The organism is Citrobacter sp. C348, assembly GCF_047467975.1.
GTDB lineage: Bacteria > Pseudomonadota > Gammaproteobacteria > Enterobacterales > Enterobacteriaceae > Citrobacter > Citrobacter gillenii.
This window is the reverse complement of record NZ_JASJUJ010000011.1, coordinates 180683-196623: the sequence shown is the minus strand read 5'-3', so window position 1 is coordinate 196623 and position 15941 is coordinate 180683. Positions and strand designations below refer to the sequence as shown.

The 15941-nt window shown below is 54.4% G+C and carries 13 protein-coding genes and 1 other RNA gene; 4 read left to right on the top strand and 10 right to left on the bottom strand.

Annotated features, from left to right (window positions below):
- Positions 1 to 102 precede the first annotated feature (102 nt).
- The gene (gene bglA, locus QNN86_RS19665; RefSeq protein ID WP_414212247.1) at positions 103 to 1536 is read left to right on the top strand and encodes a 6-phospho-beta-glucosidase BglA; all 1434 of its coding nucleotides are present in this window, start codon (positions 103 to 105) and stop codon (positions 1534 to 1536) included.
- Positions 1537 to 1629: 93 nt separating this feature from the next.
- Here the strand turns inward: bglA and QNN86_RS19660 are convergent, their stop codons facing one another.
- The 8 genes from QNN86_RS19660 to QNN86_RS19625 form a co-directional block, all read right to left on the bottom strand.
- Positions 1630 to 2373, bottom strand: a complete 744-nt coding sequence (locus QNN86_RS19660; RefSeq protein ID WP_181617801.1) for an SDR family oxidoreductase — start codon at positions 2371 to 2373, stop codon at positions 1630 to 1632.
- 78 nt (positions 2374 to 2451) lie between these two features.
- Positions 2452 to 5325, bottom strand: coding sequence for an aminomethyl-transferring glycine dehydrogenase (gene gcvP, locus QNN86_RS19655; RefSeq protein ID WP_181625701.1), 2874 nt, complete (start codon positions 5323 to 5325; stop codon positions 2452 to 2454).
- Between the two features lie 221 nt (positions 5326 to 5546).
- Positions 5547 to 5936, bottom strand: coding sequence for a glycine cleavage system protein GcvH (gene gcvH / locus QNN86_RS19650; protein WP_045447282.1), 390 nt, complete (start codon positions 5934 to 5936; stop codon positions 5547 to 5549).
- A gap of 24 nt (positions 5937 to 5960) precedes the next feature.
- Entirely contained in the window at positions 5961 to 7055 is a 1095-nt protein-coding gene (gene gcvT, locus QNN86_RS19645; protein WP_182269210.1) for a glycine cleavage system aminomethyltransferase GcvT, read from the bottom strand.
- 451 nt (positions 7056 to 7506) lie between these two features.
- Positions 7507 to 8709 (bottom strand): FAD-dependent 2-octaprenylphenol hydroxylase, encoded by a 1203-nt coding sequence (gene ubiI / locus QNN86_RS19640; RefSeq protein ID WP_096755789.1) that lies wholly within the window; start codon positions 8707 to 8709, stop codon positions 7507 to 7509.
- Between the two features lie 122 nt (positions 8710 to 8831).
- On the bottom strand, positions 8832 to 10010 hold the full coding sequence (gene ubiH, locus QNN86_RS19635) for a 2-octaprenyl-6-methoxyphenyl hydroxylase (RefSeq protein WP_414212246.1): 1179 nt from the start codon (positions 10008 to 10010) through the stop codon (positions 8832 to 8834).
- A complete protein-coding gene (gene pepP, locus QNN86_RS19630) occupies positions 10007 to 11323 on the bottom strand; it encodes a Xaa-Pro aminopeptidase (RefSeq protein WP_181617806.1) in 1317 nt (438 codons plus the stop codon). The genes ubiH and pepP overlap by 4 nt, the downstream gene beginning before the upstream one ends.
- 26 nt (positions 11324 to 11349) lie before the next feature.
- Entirely contained in the window at positions 11350 to 11928 is a 579-nt protein-coding gene (locus tag QNN86_RS19625) for a YecA family protein (protein ID WP_135911444.1), read from the bottom strand.
- Positions 11929 to 12094: 166 nt separating this feature from the next.
- Here QNN86_RS19625 and zapA point away from each other — a divergent pair, with 166 nt between their 5' ends.
- The 3 genes from zapA (at position 12095) to QNN86_RS19610 (ending at position 13265) form a co-directional block, all read left to right on the top strand.
- Complete coding sequence (zapA, locus tag QNN86_RS19620; RefSeq protein ID WP_096755784.1) at positions 12095 to 12424, top strand: cell division protein ZapA; 330 nt, start codon at positions 12095 to 12097, stop codon at positions 12422 to 12424.
- A gap of 41 nt (positions 12425 to 12465) precedes the next feature.
- Positions 12466 to 12649: non-coding RNA, 6S RNA (gene ssrS, locus QNN86_RS19615), on the top strand.
- Between the two features lie 19 nt (positions 12650 to 12668).
- Positions 12669 to 13265 (top strand): 5-formyltetrahydrofolate cyclo-ligase, encoded by a 597-nt coding sequence (locus QNN86_RS19610; RefSeq protein ID WP_181617807.1) that lies wholly within the window; start codon positions 12669 to 12671, stop codon positions 13263 to 13265.
- Positions 13266 to 13645: 380 nt separating this feature from the next.
- On the opposite strand, the gene serA is transcribed toward QNN86_RS19610, so the two are convergent.
- Together serA and rpiA are read right to left on the bottom strand one after the other, a co-directional pair.
- Positions 13646 to 14878: a phosphoglycerate dehydrogenase gene (gene serA, locus QNN86_RS19605; protein WP_181617808.1), complete on the bottom strand. Its 1233-nt coding sequence runs from the start codon at positions 14876 to 14878 to the stop codon at positions 13646 to 13648.
- Positions 14879 to 15151: 273 nt separating this feature from the next.
- Positions 15152 to 15811, bottom strand: a complete 660-nt coding sequence (rpiA, locus tag QNN86_RS19600) for a ribose-5-phosphate isomerase RpiA (protein ID WP_136345248.1) — start codon at positions 15809 to 15811, stop codon at positions 15152 to 15154.
- Between the last annotated feature and the right edge of the window lie 130 nt (positions 15812 to 15941).

Sequence of the window (15941 nt, the reverse complement as noted above, 5' to 3'; positions counted from 1 at the left end):
TGATGTAACAAATCACATTAGGCCTATTTTGTTATATCGTGACATTTACCTTTCCTTTGTTAGACTCAAAATCAAATGGTATTAATTTGAGACTGAGCGCAAATGAAAAAACTGACTTTACCGAAAGATTTTTTATGGGGCGGCGCAGTTGCGGCGCATCAGGTTGAAGGCGGCTGGAACAAAGGCGGCAAAGGGCCAAGCATTTGTGACGTGCTGACCGGCGGCGCGCACGGTGTTCCACGTGAAATAACCCAGAGCGTCATTCCAGGCAAGTACTATCCGAACCACGAAGCTGTCGATTTTTACAGCCATTACAAAGACGACATAAAGCTGTTTGCTGAAATGGGCTTCAAATGCTTCCGTACGTCTATTGCCTGGACCCGAATCTTCCCGCGAGGTGACGAAACTCAGCCAAATGAAGAAGGGTTGAAATTTTACGACGACATGTTTGACGAGCTGCTCAAGTACAACATTGAGCCGGTCATTACCCTCTCCCACTTTGAAATGCCGCTACATCTGGTACAGCAGTACGGTAGCTGGACCAACCGAAAAGTGGTCGATTTCTTCGTTCGTTTTGCCGAAGTGGTCTTTGAGCGCTACAAGCACAAGGTCAAATATTGGATGACCTTTAATGAGATCAACAACCAGCGTAACTGGCGTGCACCGCTATTTGGCTATTGCTGTTCCGGCGTGGTGTACACCGAGCATGAGAATCCAGAAGAAACCCTGTATCAGGTGCTGCATCACCAGTTTGTTGCCAGCGCGCTGGCGGTGAAGGCGGCACGGCGCATTAATCCTGAAATGAAAGTCGGTTGCATGCTGGCGATGGTGCCGCTGTACCCCTTCTCCTGTAAGCCAGAGGATATGATGTTTGCGCAGGAATCGATGCGTGAACGCTACGTCTTCACCGACGTTCAGCTACGCGGTTATTACCCCTCTTATGTACTGAACGAATGGGAACGTCGTGAATTCAATATCAAAATGGAAGCTGGCGACGAACAGATCCTGCGTGAAGGCACCTGCGACTACCTGGGCTTCAGCTACTACATGACCAACGCCGTAAAATCGGAAGGTGGCAGCGGTGACGCGATTTCTGGCTTCGAAGGCAGCGTCCCCAACCCACACGTTAAAGCCTCCGACTGGGGCTGGCAGATAGATCCCGTCGGCCTGCGCTATGCTTTATGTGAGCTGTACGAACGCTATCAGAAGCCGCTGTTTATCGTTGAAAACGGCTTTGGTGCGTACGACAAAGTAGAAGAAGATGGTAGCATCAACGATGACTATCGCATCGACTATCTACGCGCCCACGTCAAAGAGATGGTGAAAGCGGTAACGTACGATGGCGTAGATTTAATGGGCTACACACCGTGGGGCTGCATCGACTGCGTGTCGTTCACCACCGGCCAGTACAGCAAACGCTACGGTTTTATCTATGTGAACAAACACGACGACGGCACCGGTGACATGTCGCGTTCACGCAAAAAAAGCTTCAACTGGTACAAAGAGGTCATCGCCAGCAACGGCGAGAATCTGTGATTTTTTGCCGGATGGCGGCGTAAACGCCTTATCCGGCCTACACGTTAATTTCCCGTAGGCCGATAGGCGATGCGCCATCCGGCAATCAACGCGCTACTTCCCGCCCGCCAGTTCCAGAAAACTGCCCGTTACGTAAGACGCCTTCTCGCTCAGTAACCAGGTAATCGCCTGCGCCACCTCTTCCGGCTGCCCGCCACGCTGCATCGGTAACATCGACTTTACGCGATCAACCCGCCCGGGTTCACCACCAGACGCATGCATCTCTGTGTAGATTAAACCCGGGCGCACGCAATTCACACGGATCCCCTGCGCCGCCACCTCCAGCGCTAACCCCGTCGTCAACGTATCTACCGCCCCTTTCGACGCTGCATAGTCGATATATTCGAATGGAGCGCCCAGCCTTGATGCTGCTGACGAGACGTTAACAATCGCCCCGCCCTTACCGCCATGCTTTAACGACATCCGCTTAACCGCTTCCCGACAACACAGGAAATAGCCGGTAACGTTGGTTGCCAGTACGCGGTTGATGCGTTCGGCAGTAAAATTTTCTACCGTGCTCTGCTCGAACAAAATCCCGGCATTGTTTACCAGCGCAGTCAGTGGTTCACCTTCGCGGTCGATGCCCTCAAACATGGCAACAACCTGGCTTTCATCGCTGATATCCGCCCGCAGGGCAAATGCTTTGCCGCCTGCTGTCGCAATGTGATTCACCACCTCGGTTGCCGCACGAATATTGTGATGGAAGTTAACCGCAACGGTGTAGCCCTCTTCTGCCAGCTGTAGCGCGGTTGCGCGCCCAATACCGCGACTTCCGCCAGTAACAAGTGCGATTCCCATGAATACCTCCAGATATGAAAAAGCCGGGAGGCGGCTTCGCCTTACCCGGCCTATACACTGCTTTACTACGCGGAAAAGTTACTGATATTCGCTCATCGGCACGCAGGAGCAGAACAGGTTACGGTCGCCGTAAACGTCATCAAGACGTTTCACCGTTGGCCAGTATTTATTTGCCACACCAGCCGGGAACACCGCAATTTCACGGCTGTAACCGTGATTCCACTCCGCCACCAGCTCGTTCTGGGTGTGCGGCGCGTTAACCAGCGGGTTATCTTCCAGTGGCCACTCGCCTGCTTTCACACGATCGATCTCTGTGCGGATTGCCAGCATCGCATCAATAAAGCGATCTAATTCCACTTTACCTTCAGATTCCGTCGGCTCCACCATCAGCGTACCCGCTACCGGGAACGACATGGTTGGCGCATGGAAACCGTAGTCGATCAGGCGCTTGGCAATATCCAGCTCGCTGATGCCGGTCTCTTCTTTCAGTGGACGAATGTCGAGAATACACTCGTGCGCCACACGGCCATCGCGACCGGTATACAGAACCGGGTAGGCATCTTTCAGACGGCTGGCAATGTAGTTGGCATTCAGAATTGCCACCTGGCTTGCCTGCTTCAGACCTTCAGCGCCCATCATGCGGATGTACATCCAGCTGATTGGCAGAATGGAGGCGCTACCGAACGGTGCGGCAGATACCGCGCCCTGACGGGTGAGCATGCCTTCAATCTGTACCACACTGTGACCCGGCACAAACGGTGCGAGATGCGATTTAACGCCGATCGGCCCCATACCCGGGCCGCCGCCGCCGTGCGGAATGCAGAAGGTTTTATGCAGGTTGAGGTGTGATACATCCGCGCCAATAAAGCCCGGCGTGGTGATACCGACCTGAGCGTTCATGTTCGCGCCATCGAGGTAAACCTGGCCGCCAAACTGATGCACGACTTCGCATACTTCACGGATCGTTTCTTCGTACACGCCGTGGGTGGATGGATAGGTCACCATAATGCAGGACAGGTTTTCACCCGCCTGCGCCGCTTTTTCGCGCAGATCGCCAAGATCGATGTTGCCGTTTTTATCACAGGCCACCACTACCACCTGCATTCCCGCCATCTGGGCGGAAGCCGGGTTAGTACCGTGAGCAGAGGCCGGGATCAGGCAGATATCGCGATGACCTTCGTTACGGCTTTCGTGATAGTGACGAATCGCCAGCAGGCCCGCATATTCACCCTGTGCGCCGGAGTTCGGCTGCATGCAGACGGCGTCATAACCGGTCAGTTTTACCAGCCACTCAGAAAGCTGACCAATCATCTGCTGATACCCTTCCGCCTGCTCAGGTGGGCAGAACGGGTGCAGTTCAGCAAATTCAGGCCAGGTGATAGGGATCATCTCGGCGGCCGCGTTCAGCTTCATGGTGCAGGAACCCAGTGGGATCATTGCCTGATTCAGCGCCAGATCTTTACGTTCCAGCGAGTGCATGTAGCGCATCATCTCGGTTTCGCTGTGGTAGCGATTGAACACCGGATGACTCAGGATCGCATCATCACGCAGCATGCTGTCCTGAATAGAACGGCTGTCGAGCGCCACGTCTTTATCCAGCGTATCGATGTTCAGGCCGTGGCTGTCGCCCAGCAGAACATTAAACAACTGCACCACATTTTCACGGGTGGTGGTTTCGTCGAGCGTAATGCCTACGGCGTTATGAATATCGCTGCGCAGGTTGATTTCTGCCGCTTCGGCACGCGCCAGCACGGCCGCTTTATCAGCGACTTCGACACACAGGGTGTCAAAGTAGTGCGCATGACGCAGCTTCAACCCTTTCTGTTGCAGACCCGCGGCCAGAATATCGGTCAGGCGGTGGATGCGGTTCGCAATGCGCTTCAGTCCGACTGGACCGTGGTAAACGGCATACAGGCTGGCGATGTTTGCCAGCAGTACCTGCGAGGTACAAATATTGGAGTTCGCTTTCTCACGGCGGATATGCTGCTCGCGAGTCTGCATCGCCATGCGCAGTGCGGTATTACCTGCGGCATCTTTGGAGACGCCGATAATACGGCCTGGCATGGAGCGTTTGAATTCATCTTTGGCTGCAAAGAATGCCGCGTGCGGGCCACCGTAGCCCATCGGTACGCCGAAGCGTTGAGCGGAGCCGAACACGATATCCGCGCCCTGTTTGCCCGGTGCAGTCAGCAGCACCAGCGCCATAAAATCAGCCGCGACGCTAACCACCACTTTACGCGCTTTCAGTTCAGCAATCAGTGTGCTGTAGTCGTGAACTTCACCGGTCGTACCCACTTGTTGCAGCAGCACCCCGAAAACATCCTGGTGATCCAGCGCTTTTGCTGCGTCGTCAACGATGACATCAAAGCCAAAGGTTTGTGCACGGGTGCGGACAACATCCAGCGTTTGCGGATGAACATCAGACGCCACAAAGAAGCGGTTGGCGTTTTTCAGTTTACTGACGCGTTTTGCCATCGCCATAGCTTCGGCAGCCGCGGTGGCTTCATCCAGCAGAGAAGCGGAAGCCATATCCAGACCGGTCAGATCCAGTGTCACCTGCTGGAAGTTGAGCAGCGCTTCCAGACGGCCCTGGGAGACTTCTGGCTGATACGGCGTATACGCGGTGTACCAGCCAGGGTTTTCCAGCATGTTGCGCAGGATAACCGGCGGTAACTGCACGGCGGTGTAACCCATGCCAATATAGGACGTGAAGCGCTTGTTACGCCCGGCGATGGCTTTTAATTCAGCCAGCGCAGCGTATTCTGTCGCCGCCTCGCCTACCTGCGGCGGGGTTGCGAGCTGAATGTCTTTCGGCACAATCTGGCCGATCAGCGCGTTTAACGACTCGGCGCCAACCGCATTCAGCATCTCTTGCTGCTGCGCGGCGTCCGGTCCGATGTGGCGTTCAATGAAAGCGCCGCTGTTTTCAAGCTGGCTTAACGTCTGTGTCATGGGCGATGGTTCCTGAAACGTGCAGTGAATCGTGATTGTCTCTAACTCAATTGCCCGGTGACGCTAACGCTTACCGGGCCTACGCGTGCGAAAACGAATACGCAAAATCATTCGCGTTGCAGGACGGCGGCGACGCAGAGAGTCCCCAGGAGCTTACATAAGTAAGTGACTGGGGTGAGCGAGGAAGCCAACACACCTGCAGCGTGAAGGATGAAGCGTATTTATTCGTCTTCTAACAATGCCTCGTACGCAGTGGCATCCAGCAGCGATTCGATTTCGCTTTCGTCGCTGGCTTTGATCTTGAAGATCCAGCCGCCGGTGTACGGCTCGCTGTTCACCAGCTCCGGGGAGTCGCTGAGCGCGTCATTCACAGCCACAATCTCACCGCCCACTGGTGCATAGATATCGGAAGCCGCTTTTACGGATTCCGCAACCGCGCAGTCATCGCCCGCGCTGACGGTGGCACCCACTTCTGGCAGGTCAACGAACACCATGTCACCCAGCAGTTCCTGAGCATGTTCGGTGATGCCAACGGTGTAAGAGCCGTCTGCTTCTTTGCGCAGCCATTCGTGTTCTTTACTGTATTTCAGTTCTGCTGGTACGTTGCTCATCAATCAATCTCCAAAAAGGATGAATCACGCGACGGCTTTGCCGTTACGCACAAAAACAGGTTTAGTCACTTTTACCGGCATTTCACGGTTACGGATCTGCACGATTGCCGTCTCGCCGATACCCGCAGGTACGCGCGCCAGTGCAATGCTGTAGCCCAGCGTAGGAGAGAACGTACCGCTGGTGATAATGCCTTCATGTTGGTTACCGGAAGCATCGGTGAAACGCACCGGCAGTTCATTACGCAGTACGCCTTTCTCGGTCATTACCAGGCCAACCAGCTGCTGGTGACCTTTTTCACGCTGCATTTCCAGCGCTTCGCGACCAATGAAGTCGCGGTCAGCCGGTTCCCACGCGATGGTCCAGCCCATGTTGGCGGCCAGCGGAGAAATACCCTCGTCCATTTCCTGGCTGTACAGGTTCATACCGGCTTCCAGACGCAGCGTATCGCGCGCGCCCAGACCACACGGCTGTACGCCTGCGTCGACCAGCGCCCGCCAGAAATCCGCGGCTTTTTCATTTGGCAGAGCGATTTCATAGCCTGCTTCACCGGTATAGCCGGTGGTGGCGATAAACAAATCACCCGCCTGCACGCCAAAGAACGGCTTCATGCCTTCTACCGCATGGCGCTGTTCTTCAGTAAACAGCGTGGCTGCTTTAGCCTGAGCATTCGGTCCCTGCACCGCAATCATCGACAAGTCATCACGAACGGTGATGTCGATAGCGTAAGGTTCAGCGTGTTGGGTTATCCAGGAGAGGTCTTTTTCGCGGGTGGCGGAGTTAACAACGAGGCGGAAGAAATCTTCAGTGAAGTAGTAGACGATCAGGTCATCAATCACACCGCCCGACGCATTGAGCATACCGGAGTAAAGGGCTTTACCGGTTTTCGTTAGCTTCGCGACGTCGTTTGCCAGCAGATAACGCAAGAACTCCCGGGTGCGACTGCCGCGCAGGTCGACGATGGTCATGTGCGACACATCAAACATACCGGCATCGGTGCGAACAGCGTGGTGCTCGTCGAGCTGAGAACCGTAATGCAGAGGCATCATCCAGCCATGGAAATCAACCATGCGCGCGCCGCATAGCGTGTGTTGTTCGTACAAAGGAGTCTGTTGAGCCATCTTTTCCTCGTTGAATAAGCGGGGCTATCAACTCTTTCGCGGTGAAATGTTCACCACGAAACCCAGCACCGCAGCCGCTCCGGGGGCTGCGACGCAAACGTTCTCTTTGTCTTGAACTTACCACTGAAACAGACGCTAAACCATAAGGCAAAATTAACCATCACATTAGCTTATGGCTAAAAATGCCCAGATCGACGACAGAATAAAAAACCAATTAACCGCCATAAAATCAGAGCAACAGACAGATAAAACGAAAAAAATCGTCATCAATCCATATTAAATGTGGAAAAAATGTCAAAAATGGCGTTATGAGAAAATAGTAATATTAAAAAAACTAATGCGAAAAGAAGCGTGAAATTAGATTATTTCAAATGAGAGAAGCATCCCGGCGCGCAGGCCGGGAGAGGAAAGTGTGACGGGTCTCAAACTCTTAAAATTGTCCTGACGGACGTTAGCGCAACCACTCAGGAAGATCGTTTAATCCCATCGCCTGACGGATGAGTTGTGGTTTTACGCCTGGCAGGGTATCGGCCAGTTTCAGACCAATATCACGCAGCAGTTTCTTCGCTGGATTCGCGCCAGCAAACAGTTCACGGAACCCCTGCATACCGGCCAGCATCACCGCTGCACTGTGCTTACGGCTACGCTCGTAGCGACGCAGATAGAGGTACTGACCGATGTCTTTCCCCTGGCGTTGCAGACGTTTTAGCTCATCAATCAGCTCCGCAGCATCCATAAAACCGAGGTTAACCCCCTGTCCTGCCAGCGGATGGATGGTATGTGCCGCATCACCGACCAGCGCCAGGCGGTGCGCGGCAAACTGGCGGGCATAGCGCCCCGTTAGCGGAAACACCTGACGTTCACTTTCAACGCGACATAGTCCCAGCCGATTATCAAAGGCGATATTCAGCGCCTGATTAAACGCGTCAACACTTGCCAGTTGCATGCGCTCGGCTTCCTGCGGCGAGAGTGACCAGACGATAGAGCACAAATGCGGATCGCTGAGCGGTAAGAACGCCAGAATGCCTTCGCCATGGAACGCCTGGCGGGCAACTGCACCGTGCGCGTCCTCGGTACGAATGGTTGCCACCAGCGCATGATGGCGATAATCCCAGAAGGTCAGCGGGATATCCGCTTTGTTACGCAACCAGGAGTTTGCGCCGTCCGCGCCAATGACCAGGCGCGCAGTCAGCATCGAGCCATCCTTCAGGGTCAGAAAAGCTTCGTTCTCCCCCCAGGCCACTTGCTGAAGTTCTGCCGGAGCCATTAGCGTAATATCCGCCGACTGCTGCGCCTTTTGCCACAGCGCGTAGTGGACCACCGAATTTTCAACGATATGTCCTAAATGGCTATAGCCCATGCTTTGGTCATCAAATTCGATGCGCCCAAAGCTGTCTTTGTCCCAGACTTCCATCCCGTGGTAACAGCAAGCCCGACGGGCGACAATGTCTGACCATACGCCAAGACGGGTCAGTAGTTTTTCGCTGGCGGCGTTAATGGCCGACACACGAAGCTGAGGAGGTGCATCCGCCGCCAGAGGCTGCGGAACATGTTGTTCTAATACGGCAACGCGTAACCCGCTGCCCTGCAAGCCGCAGGCAACCGCCAGTCCCACCATGCCGCCACCAACAATTGCTACATCAACACTTTGCACTGTTTGCTCCTGAAAACGGGACTATCAAATACCGTAGGCCGGATCAGGCGAAGCCGCCATCCGGCATGATTGCCATTGCATTTTCCTGATGGCGCTACGCTTATCAGGCCTACTGGCTATATTTATCGCGCGACCCAACCCAGGGTCCGCTCCGCCAGCGCATCACGGGCTGGGGTTAATAATTCCATCGCCATAAGACCCACGTTACGCCCAACGACCAGCGGCGCCCAGCGATTGGCAAACAAATACACCAGGCTGTTGGTTACGCCAATCGTTGTTTCGCGATCGGTCTCACGACGCTGCTGGTAGCACGACAGCACAGCATAATCACCCACGTCTTCGGCGGAATCCTGCGCCTTCGTCAGCGTTTCGGCAAGACTCATAACATCGCGCAGGCCGAGATTAAACCCTTGACCGGCAATCGGATGCAGCGTCTGTGCCGCATTGCCCACCAGCACGGTGCGATGGCTAATCGCCTTCACCGCGGTGGTTAAAGACAGCGGATAGGCGCTACGTTGACCGGCTTGCGTAATGCGCCCAAGCCGCCAGCCAAACGTCGTTTGCAGTTCACGACAAAACTGTTCGTCGGACCAGGCCATGATCTCATCTCGCTTTTCCAGCGGATGACACCACACCAGCGAGCAGCGCCCTTCTGACATCGGTAACATGGCCAGCGGGCCATGCTGCGTGAAACGTTCAAACGCTCGTCCGTTATGCGGGACGGAGGTGGTAACGTTGGCAATCACCGCCAGTTGTTCGTAAGGCTGCTGCTGCCAGTCAACGCCGCAGGCGGTCGCCAGCGCAGAGCGAGTGCCGTCAGCGGCTACCAGTACACGACCGGTAATCACCTCGCCATTCTCCAGCGTGACCTCAACGTGCTGCTGGGTGCGCGACACGCTGGCCACCCGGTCAGGGCAATGTAGCGTGACGCCGCGCGCTTTGCGCAACAGCGCAAACAGACGCAGCCCGACGTCATGCAGTTCCACCACCTGACCCAGCGCAGGAATACGGTATTCCAGTGCATCAAGCGTCACACACCCGGCATGTCCACGGTCGCTGACGTGCACCGTTTTGATCGGGGTTGCGCAATCGGCAATGGCCTGCCAGACGCCAATTCGCGCCAATTGCTGGCAGGTGCCTGCGGCCAACGCAATCGCCCGAGCGTCAAATCCCGGATGGCGGTCAGTATCCGGCTCGCTCGCTTCAATAAGATGGACCGGCAGCGTCCCATGACTCAGCTCTGAAATAGCCAGCGCCAGAGTCGCTCCAACCATACCACCACCGACAATAATCACGCTCATTTCAGTCGCGCCGCTGCCATCAGGGCTTCAATGTCATCCGCCTTTTTCACTACGCTGGCGGTGAGGTTTTCATTACCGTCTTCGGTAATCAGGATGTCATCTTCAATACGAATACCGATACCGCGATAAGCAGCTGGTACATCGGCGTCCGGCGCGATATACAGTCCAGGCTCGACGGTGAGTACCATTCCCGGTTCGAGGATACGCGAGCGATCCTGACCATAAACGCCGACGTCGTGGACATCCAGCCCCAGCCAGTGGCTAAGACCATGCATAAAGAAAGGACGGTGTGCGTTGTCGGCAATCAGTTGATCGACATCACCGTGCAAAATACCCAGTTTTACCAGACCGGTAATCATGATACGCACCACCTCTCCCGTCACATCCTGGATGGAGGTCCCCGGACGATACAGACGCAGGCTGGTTTCCAGTGACTCCAGCACGATGTCATAGATCTCGCGCTGGGCAGGAGTGAACTTTCCATTGACCGGGAAAGTGCGGGTAATGTCGCCAGCATAACCTCTGTATTCGCATCCGGCGTCAATCAACACCAAATCGCCATCGCGCATTTCACTTTCGTTTTCGGTGTAATGCAGGATGCAGCCGTTTACACCACTGCCGACAATGGTGTTATAGGAAGGATAACGCGCACCATGACGGGTAAATTCATGGTGGATCTCCCCTTCCAGCTGGTACTCGAACATTCCCGGACGACATTTTTCCATCGCGCGGGTATGTGCCAGCGCGCTGATTTCACCGGCGCGACGCATAACCGCTATCTCTTCCGGCGACTTGAACAGGCGCATCTCGTGCACCATCGGACGCCAGTCAACAATCGTGGCCGGCGCTTTCAGGTTCTGCCGGGAGCCTTTGCGCAGTTTATCCATCGCCGTAAACACAATCTCATCAGCCCAGACATACTCGCCCTGGGCGTGGTATACCGTGTCCAGACCGTTAAGCAGTTGATACAGCTGCTGGTTGATTTCGCTGAACGCTAACGCCCGATCAACGCCCAGTTTCTCGGGGGCGGCATCTTGCCCCAGACGGCGACCAAACCAGATTTCCGCCGTCAGGTCACGTACCCGGTTGAACAGAACGCTATGGTTATGAGTGTCATCACTTTTAATCAGCACCAGTACGGCTTCTGGTTCGTTAAAGCCAGTGAAGTACCAAAAGTCGCTGCTCTGGCGGTACGGATATTCACTGTCCGCACTGCGCGTCGCTTCCGGAGCCGCGAAAATCAGCGCAGCGCTGCCTGGCTGCATGTGCGCCAGTAATGCCTGGCGACGGCGTAAGTATTCTTGCTGAGTCATAACACTCTCCCTGGCGTTCTCGTTACTTAGTGCAGTGTTGGTTTACGCACTTCCGGCGCGGTCGGTTGCTGACGCGTAAACGTGTCATGGCACAGCAACGCAGCAACTCGCACGTACTCGATGATCTCTTCGAGCGACATTTCCAGCTCTTCCTGATCTTCGTCTTCGTCATATCCCAGCTGGGCGATATTGCGCAGGTCGTCGATCGCTTCACCGGTTTCGCCAGTCACTTTGTCGAGCTTGGGCTGCGTAACCCCGAGGCCCAGCAAAAAGTGATTGACCCAGCCCGCCAGCGCGTCGGCGCGATCGAACACGCTGACGCCGTCGCCTTCAGGCAGATAAAGCTGAAAAAGGAAGCCGTCGTCTTCCAGGGCGTCGCTGGTCGCCGCGTGCATTTTGATCAGTGCCTGAGCCAGCTCATGGCCAAAGGCCAAACCTTCGTTGGTCAGGTCGTGCAACAGCGGCTGCCATGAGCTGTCGTTGTTGCCGCCGCAAATCATCCCGCTGATCAAACCGTGCATTTCGGCCGGGGTTAATCCAGCCCCTTGTTGGTTCAAAAACTGGCTAACATCGGTGTAACCAGGCATTTCGTTCTGTATGGACATAAGCATTCGTCATCAAAGGGAAGATATTCATGTTATGCTACCACTTTGGGCCCTGGTGGACCAGAAAAGGGCTTGTATGTTCATACCAGGGTAGCTATAGTGTCGCCCCTTCGCGGACCCAAGGTCTGGAGACGAAGGCAGCGCAGTCAATCAGCAGGAAGGTGGCATGTCTGCACAACCCGTCGATATCCAAATTTTTGGCCGTTCACTGCGAGTGAATTGCCCGCCTGAACAACAAGATGCGTTGAATCAGGCTGCGGACGATCTGAATCAGCGATTGCAAGATCTGAAAGTTCGCACTAGAGTCACAAATACTGAGCAGCTGGTTTTCATCGCCGCGTTGAACATCAGCTATGAATTAACTCAGGAAAAAGCGAAGACGCGTGACTACGCGGCGAGCATGGAACAACGTATTCGGATGCTACAACAAACCATTGAACAGGCGTTGCTTGATCAGGGTCGCATAACCGAAAAAACGGGCCAAAACTTTGAATAACACTTTTCGGTTTACTGTGGTAGAGTGACCGTGAAGACAAAATTTCTCTGAGATGTTTGCAAGCGGGCCAGTCCCCTGAGCCGATATTTCATACCACAAGAATGTGGCGCTCCACGGTTGGTGAGCATGCTCGGTTCGTCCGAGAAGCCTTAAAACTGTGACGACACATTCACCTTGAACCAAGGGTTCAAGGGTTACAGCCTGCGGCGGCATCTCGGAGATTCCCTTCTACCTGGCAACAGCCATGACACTACTTTCTGAACTTCCTTTATCCCGGCAAGAAATTCGTCAACTGATTCGGCAACGTCGCCGTGCGCTAACTCCTGAGCAACAACGCCATTACGGTCAGCAGGCCGCGAGCAGAATGCTGAGCTTCCCCCCTGTTGTACTCTCCCACACCGTGGCGGTATTTCTCTCTTTTGATGGCGAACTTGATACTCAACCACTGATCGAACAGCTGTGGCGTGCCGGCAAGCGTGTCTATCTCCCGGTTCTGCATCCGTTTAGCCGCGGTAATTTACTGTTTCTGCACTATCATCCGCACAGTGATCTGGTAACTAACCGACTCAGAATCCAGGAGCCGCGACTCGATGTGCGCGACGTTTTGCCGTTGTCAAAGCTGGATGTATTGATTACACCGCTTGTGGCGTTTGATGAAGACGGACAGCGTTTAGGTATGGGCGGCGGTTTTTATGACCGGACGCTACAGAACTGGCAGCAGCATCAGATCCAGCCCGTAGGCTACGCGCACGATTGCCAGTTAGTAGAAAAGTTACCTGTCGAAGAGTGGGATATTCCGCTGCCCGCGGTGGTGACGCCGTCAAAAGTGTGGGAGTGGTAGCCGTTTTTTGCCGATTGACAGCGTCGTTTTTTTGACCTAAATTCCTCGGTGAAGGGTGAGGGAGGCGAACCTCCCTCCTGCGTACTCTCTGTTAATATGCTGGCGTAGCGATGATTAACAGGATCAGCAGCATGATGACGTATCTCATCATCGTCCCTTTCCTTTTTAGAGCCCCTGCTTCGGTAGGGGCTTTTCCGTTTCAGCACTATACTGAGCCCCTATCGTAAATTCCTTTTAGTGCCGTACAACACGCAATGCTGCCTTTAGTTGCCAATTGCGGCAAGGCTCGAAAACAGGATGTATCCGTTACAGAAAGAGAGTTTGAGGCAGGGAAATCAGAGAAATGATGGGCAGGTCACCGCCTGCCCATATAGAGGAAATTAGTACAGCATGCGTGCGCGAATCGTCCCCGGAATAGCTTTCATCGCCAGCAGCGCTTTCTCCGCCACATCTTCATCTGCTTCAATATCGATAACGACGTAACCGACCTGCGCGGAAGTTTGCAGATACTGCGCGGCAATGTTAACGCCCTGCTCGGCGAAAATTTGGTTCAGGGCGGTCAGCACGCCGGGGCGGTTTTCGTGAATGTGCATCAGACGACGACCACCGTGCAGCGGCAGCGATACTTCCGGGAAGTTAACTGCCGACAGCGTAGAGCCGTTATCGGAATACTTCGTCAGCTTACCCGCCACTTCCAGACCAATGTTTTCCTGCGCTTCCAGCGTTGAACCACCGATGTGCGGCGTCAGGATCACGTTGTCAAAATCACACAGCGGAGACGTAAACGGATCGCTGTTGCTCGCCGGCTCCGTCGGGAAGACGTCGATTGCTGCGCCAGCCAGATGCTTAGTGGCTAATGCATCGCACAGCGCCGGAATATCAACAACCGTGCCGCGCGCGGCGTTGATCAGCAGCGCACCCGGCTTCATCAGGGCAATCTCTTGTGCGCCCATCATATTCTTGGTGGAGGCATTTTCCGGCACGTGAAGGCTGACCACATCGCTCATATTGAGCAGGTCGGAAAGATGCTGTACCTGGGTGGCGTTACCCAGAGGGAGTTTGTTTTCAATATCATAGAAATAGACGTGCATCCCCAGCGATTCCGCCAGAATGCCCAACTGGGTACCAATGTGGCCGTAACCAATAATCCCCAGTTTTTTGCCACGCGCTTCAAAAGAACCGGTAGCCAGTTTGTTCCACACGCCACGGTGCGCCTTAGCGTTCGCTTCCGGCACGCCGCGCAGCAGCAGCAGCAGCTCGCCAATCACCAGCTCGGCAACCGAACGCGTGTTAGAGAATGGGGCGTTAAACACGGGGATCCCGCGTTTTGCCGCCGCCGCCAAATCAACCTGGTTGGTGCCGATACAGAAGCAGCCAATCGCGACCAGTTTCTCTGCGGCGTCAATCACCTCTTCAGTCAGATGAGTACGGGATCGCAGGCCAATGAAGTGGGCATCACGGATGGACTCTTTCAGCTGTTCAGTGTCCAGAGCGCCTTTGTGAAACTCGATGTTGGTGTAACCTGCCGCGCGAAGGCTTTCCAGTGCTTTTTGATGCACGCCTTCAACCAGCAGAAACTTAATCTTTTCTTTCTCCAGTGATACCTTTGCCATTTCCCCGACCCTGTCTTTTTTTAGTTCAATCTGATGTGTTGTGTGTGGGATTTTCATCCGCCTCTTCAACATATCAAAAAAAAATATTGCGGCAATATGAACGTTTGCGTCGTCGTGCTGAAGAAGTGTCATTCAGCGGGAAATGTCAGAGTAAAATTCTGGTGATAACTTTTTCTTTGGAGGGATCGGCAGGACAATATTGTAAACGTGACACAAGTCACCAAATTTGCCCTGCCAAATTTTTTTTAACGACAGAAGATCCCGGTCGTCAGATCATTTTACGATAGTTTTCACGCCATCTGCTGTGCCGATCAGCGCAACGTCCGCCCCACGGTTGGCAAACAGCCCCACGGTCACAACGCCCGGGATTGCGTTGATGGCGTTTTCCATCGCCACGGCGTCGAGGATCTCCAGACCGTGCACGTCAAGGATGACGTTGCCGTTATCAGTCACCACACCCTGACGGTATTCAGGACGACCGCCCAGTTTCACCAACTGACGAGCAACTGCACTACGCGCCATTGGGATCACTTCTACCGGCAGCGGGAAGTTACCCAGAATATCGACTTCTTTGGACGCGTCGGCGATGCAGATAAATTTCTTAGCGACGGAGGCAATGATCTTTTCGCGGGTCAGCGCTGCGCCGCCGCCTTTGATCATTTGCATGTGACCGTTGATTTCGTCCGCGCCATCAACGTACACGCCAAGGCTGTCCACTTCGTTAAGATCGAACACGTGGATACCGAGGCTTTTGAGTTTTTCAGTGGAAGCGTCCGAACTGGACACTGCGCCTTCAATCTGACCTTTCATGGTGCCCAGCGCATCAATAAAGTGTGCGGCTGTTGAACCGGTACCTACGCCCACAATGGTGCCGGGCTGTACATACTGAAGTGCCGCCCATCCTACTGCTTTTTTCAGTTCATCCTGCGTCATGATCGTTTCGCCTGTGGTGTGAATGTGGTGTGGAAATTCACGCGCATTATAGAACATTGCGTAGAAAAATGTCCCCACACCCGCTCGCAGACGGCGGATTTCGTCTGTACCCAACCTAAAATTGTGTCAT

Bases quoted from the DNA above. Each gene is read 5' to 3' on its own strand.
- bglA (WP_414212247.1), top strand. From the start codon at position 103: ATGAAAAAACTGACTTTACCGAAAGATTTTTTATGGGGCGGCGCAGTT.
- QNN86_RS19660 (WP_181617801.1), bottom strand. From the start codon at position 2,373: ATGGGAATCGCACTTGTTACTGGCGGAAGTCGCGGTATTGGGCGCGCA.
- gcvP (WP_181625701.1), bottom strand. From the start codon at position 5,325: ATGACACAGACGTTAAGCCAGCTTGAAAACAGCGGCGCTTTCATTGAA.
- gcvH (WP_045447282.1), bottom strand. From the start codon at position 5,936: ATGAGCAACGTACCAGCAGAACTGAAATACAGTAAAGAACACGAATGG.
- gcvT (WP_182269210.1), bottom strand. From the start codon at position 7,055: ATGGCTCAACAGACTCCTTTGTACGAACAACACACGCTATGCGGCGCG.
- ubiH (WP_414212246.1), bottom strand. From the start codon at position 10,010: ATGAGCGTGATTATTGTCGGTGGTGGTATGGTTGGAGCGACTCTGGCG.
- pepP (WP_181617806.1), bottom strand. From the start codon at position 11,323: ATGACTCAGCAAGAATACTTACGCCGTCGCCAGGCATTACTGGCGCAC.
- QNN86_RS19625 (WP_135911444.1), bottom strand. From the start codon at position 11,928: ATGTCCATACAGAACGAAATGCCTGGTTACACCGATGTTAGCCAGTTT.
- zapA (WP_096755784.1), top strand. From the start codon at position 12,095: ATGTCTGCACAACCCGTCGATATCCAAATTTTTGGCCGTTCACTGCGA.
- QNN86_RS19610 (WP_181617807.1), top strand. From the start codon at position 12,669: ATGACACTACTTTCTGAACTTCCTTTATCCCGGCAAGAAATTCGTCAA.
- serA (WP_181617808.1), bottom strand. From the start codon at position 14,878: ATGGCAAAGGTATCACTGGAGAAAGAAAAGATTAAGTTTCTGCTGGTT.
- rpiA (WP_136345248.1), bottom strand. From the start codon at position 15,811: ATGACGCAGGATGAACTGAAAAAAGCAGTAGGATGGGCGGCACTTCAG.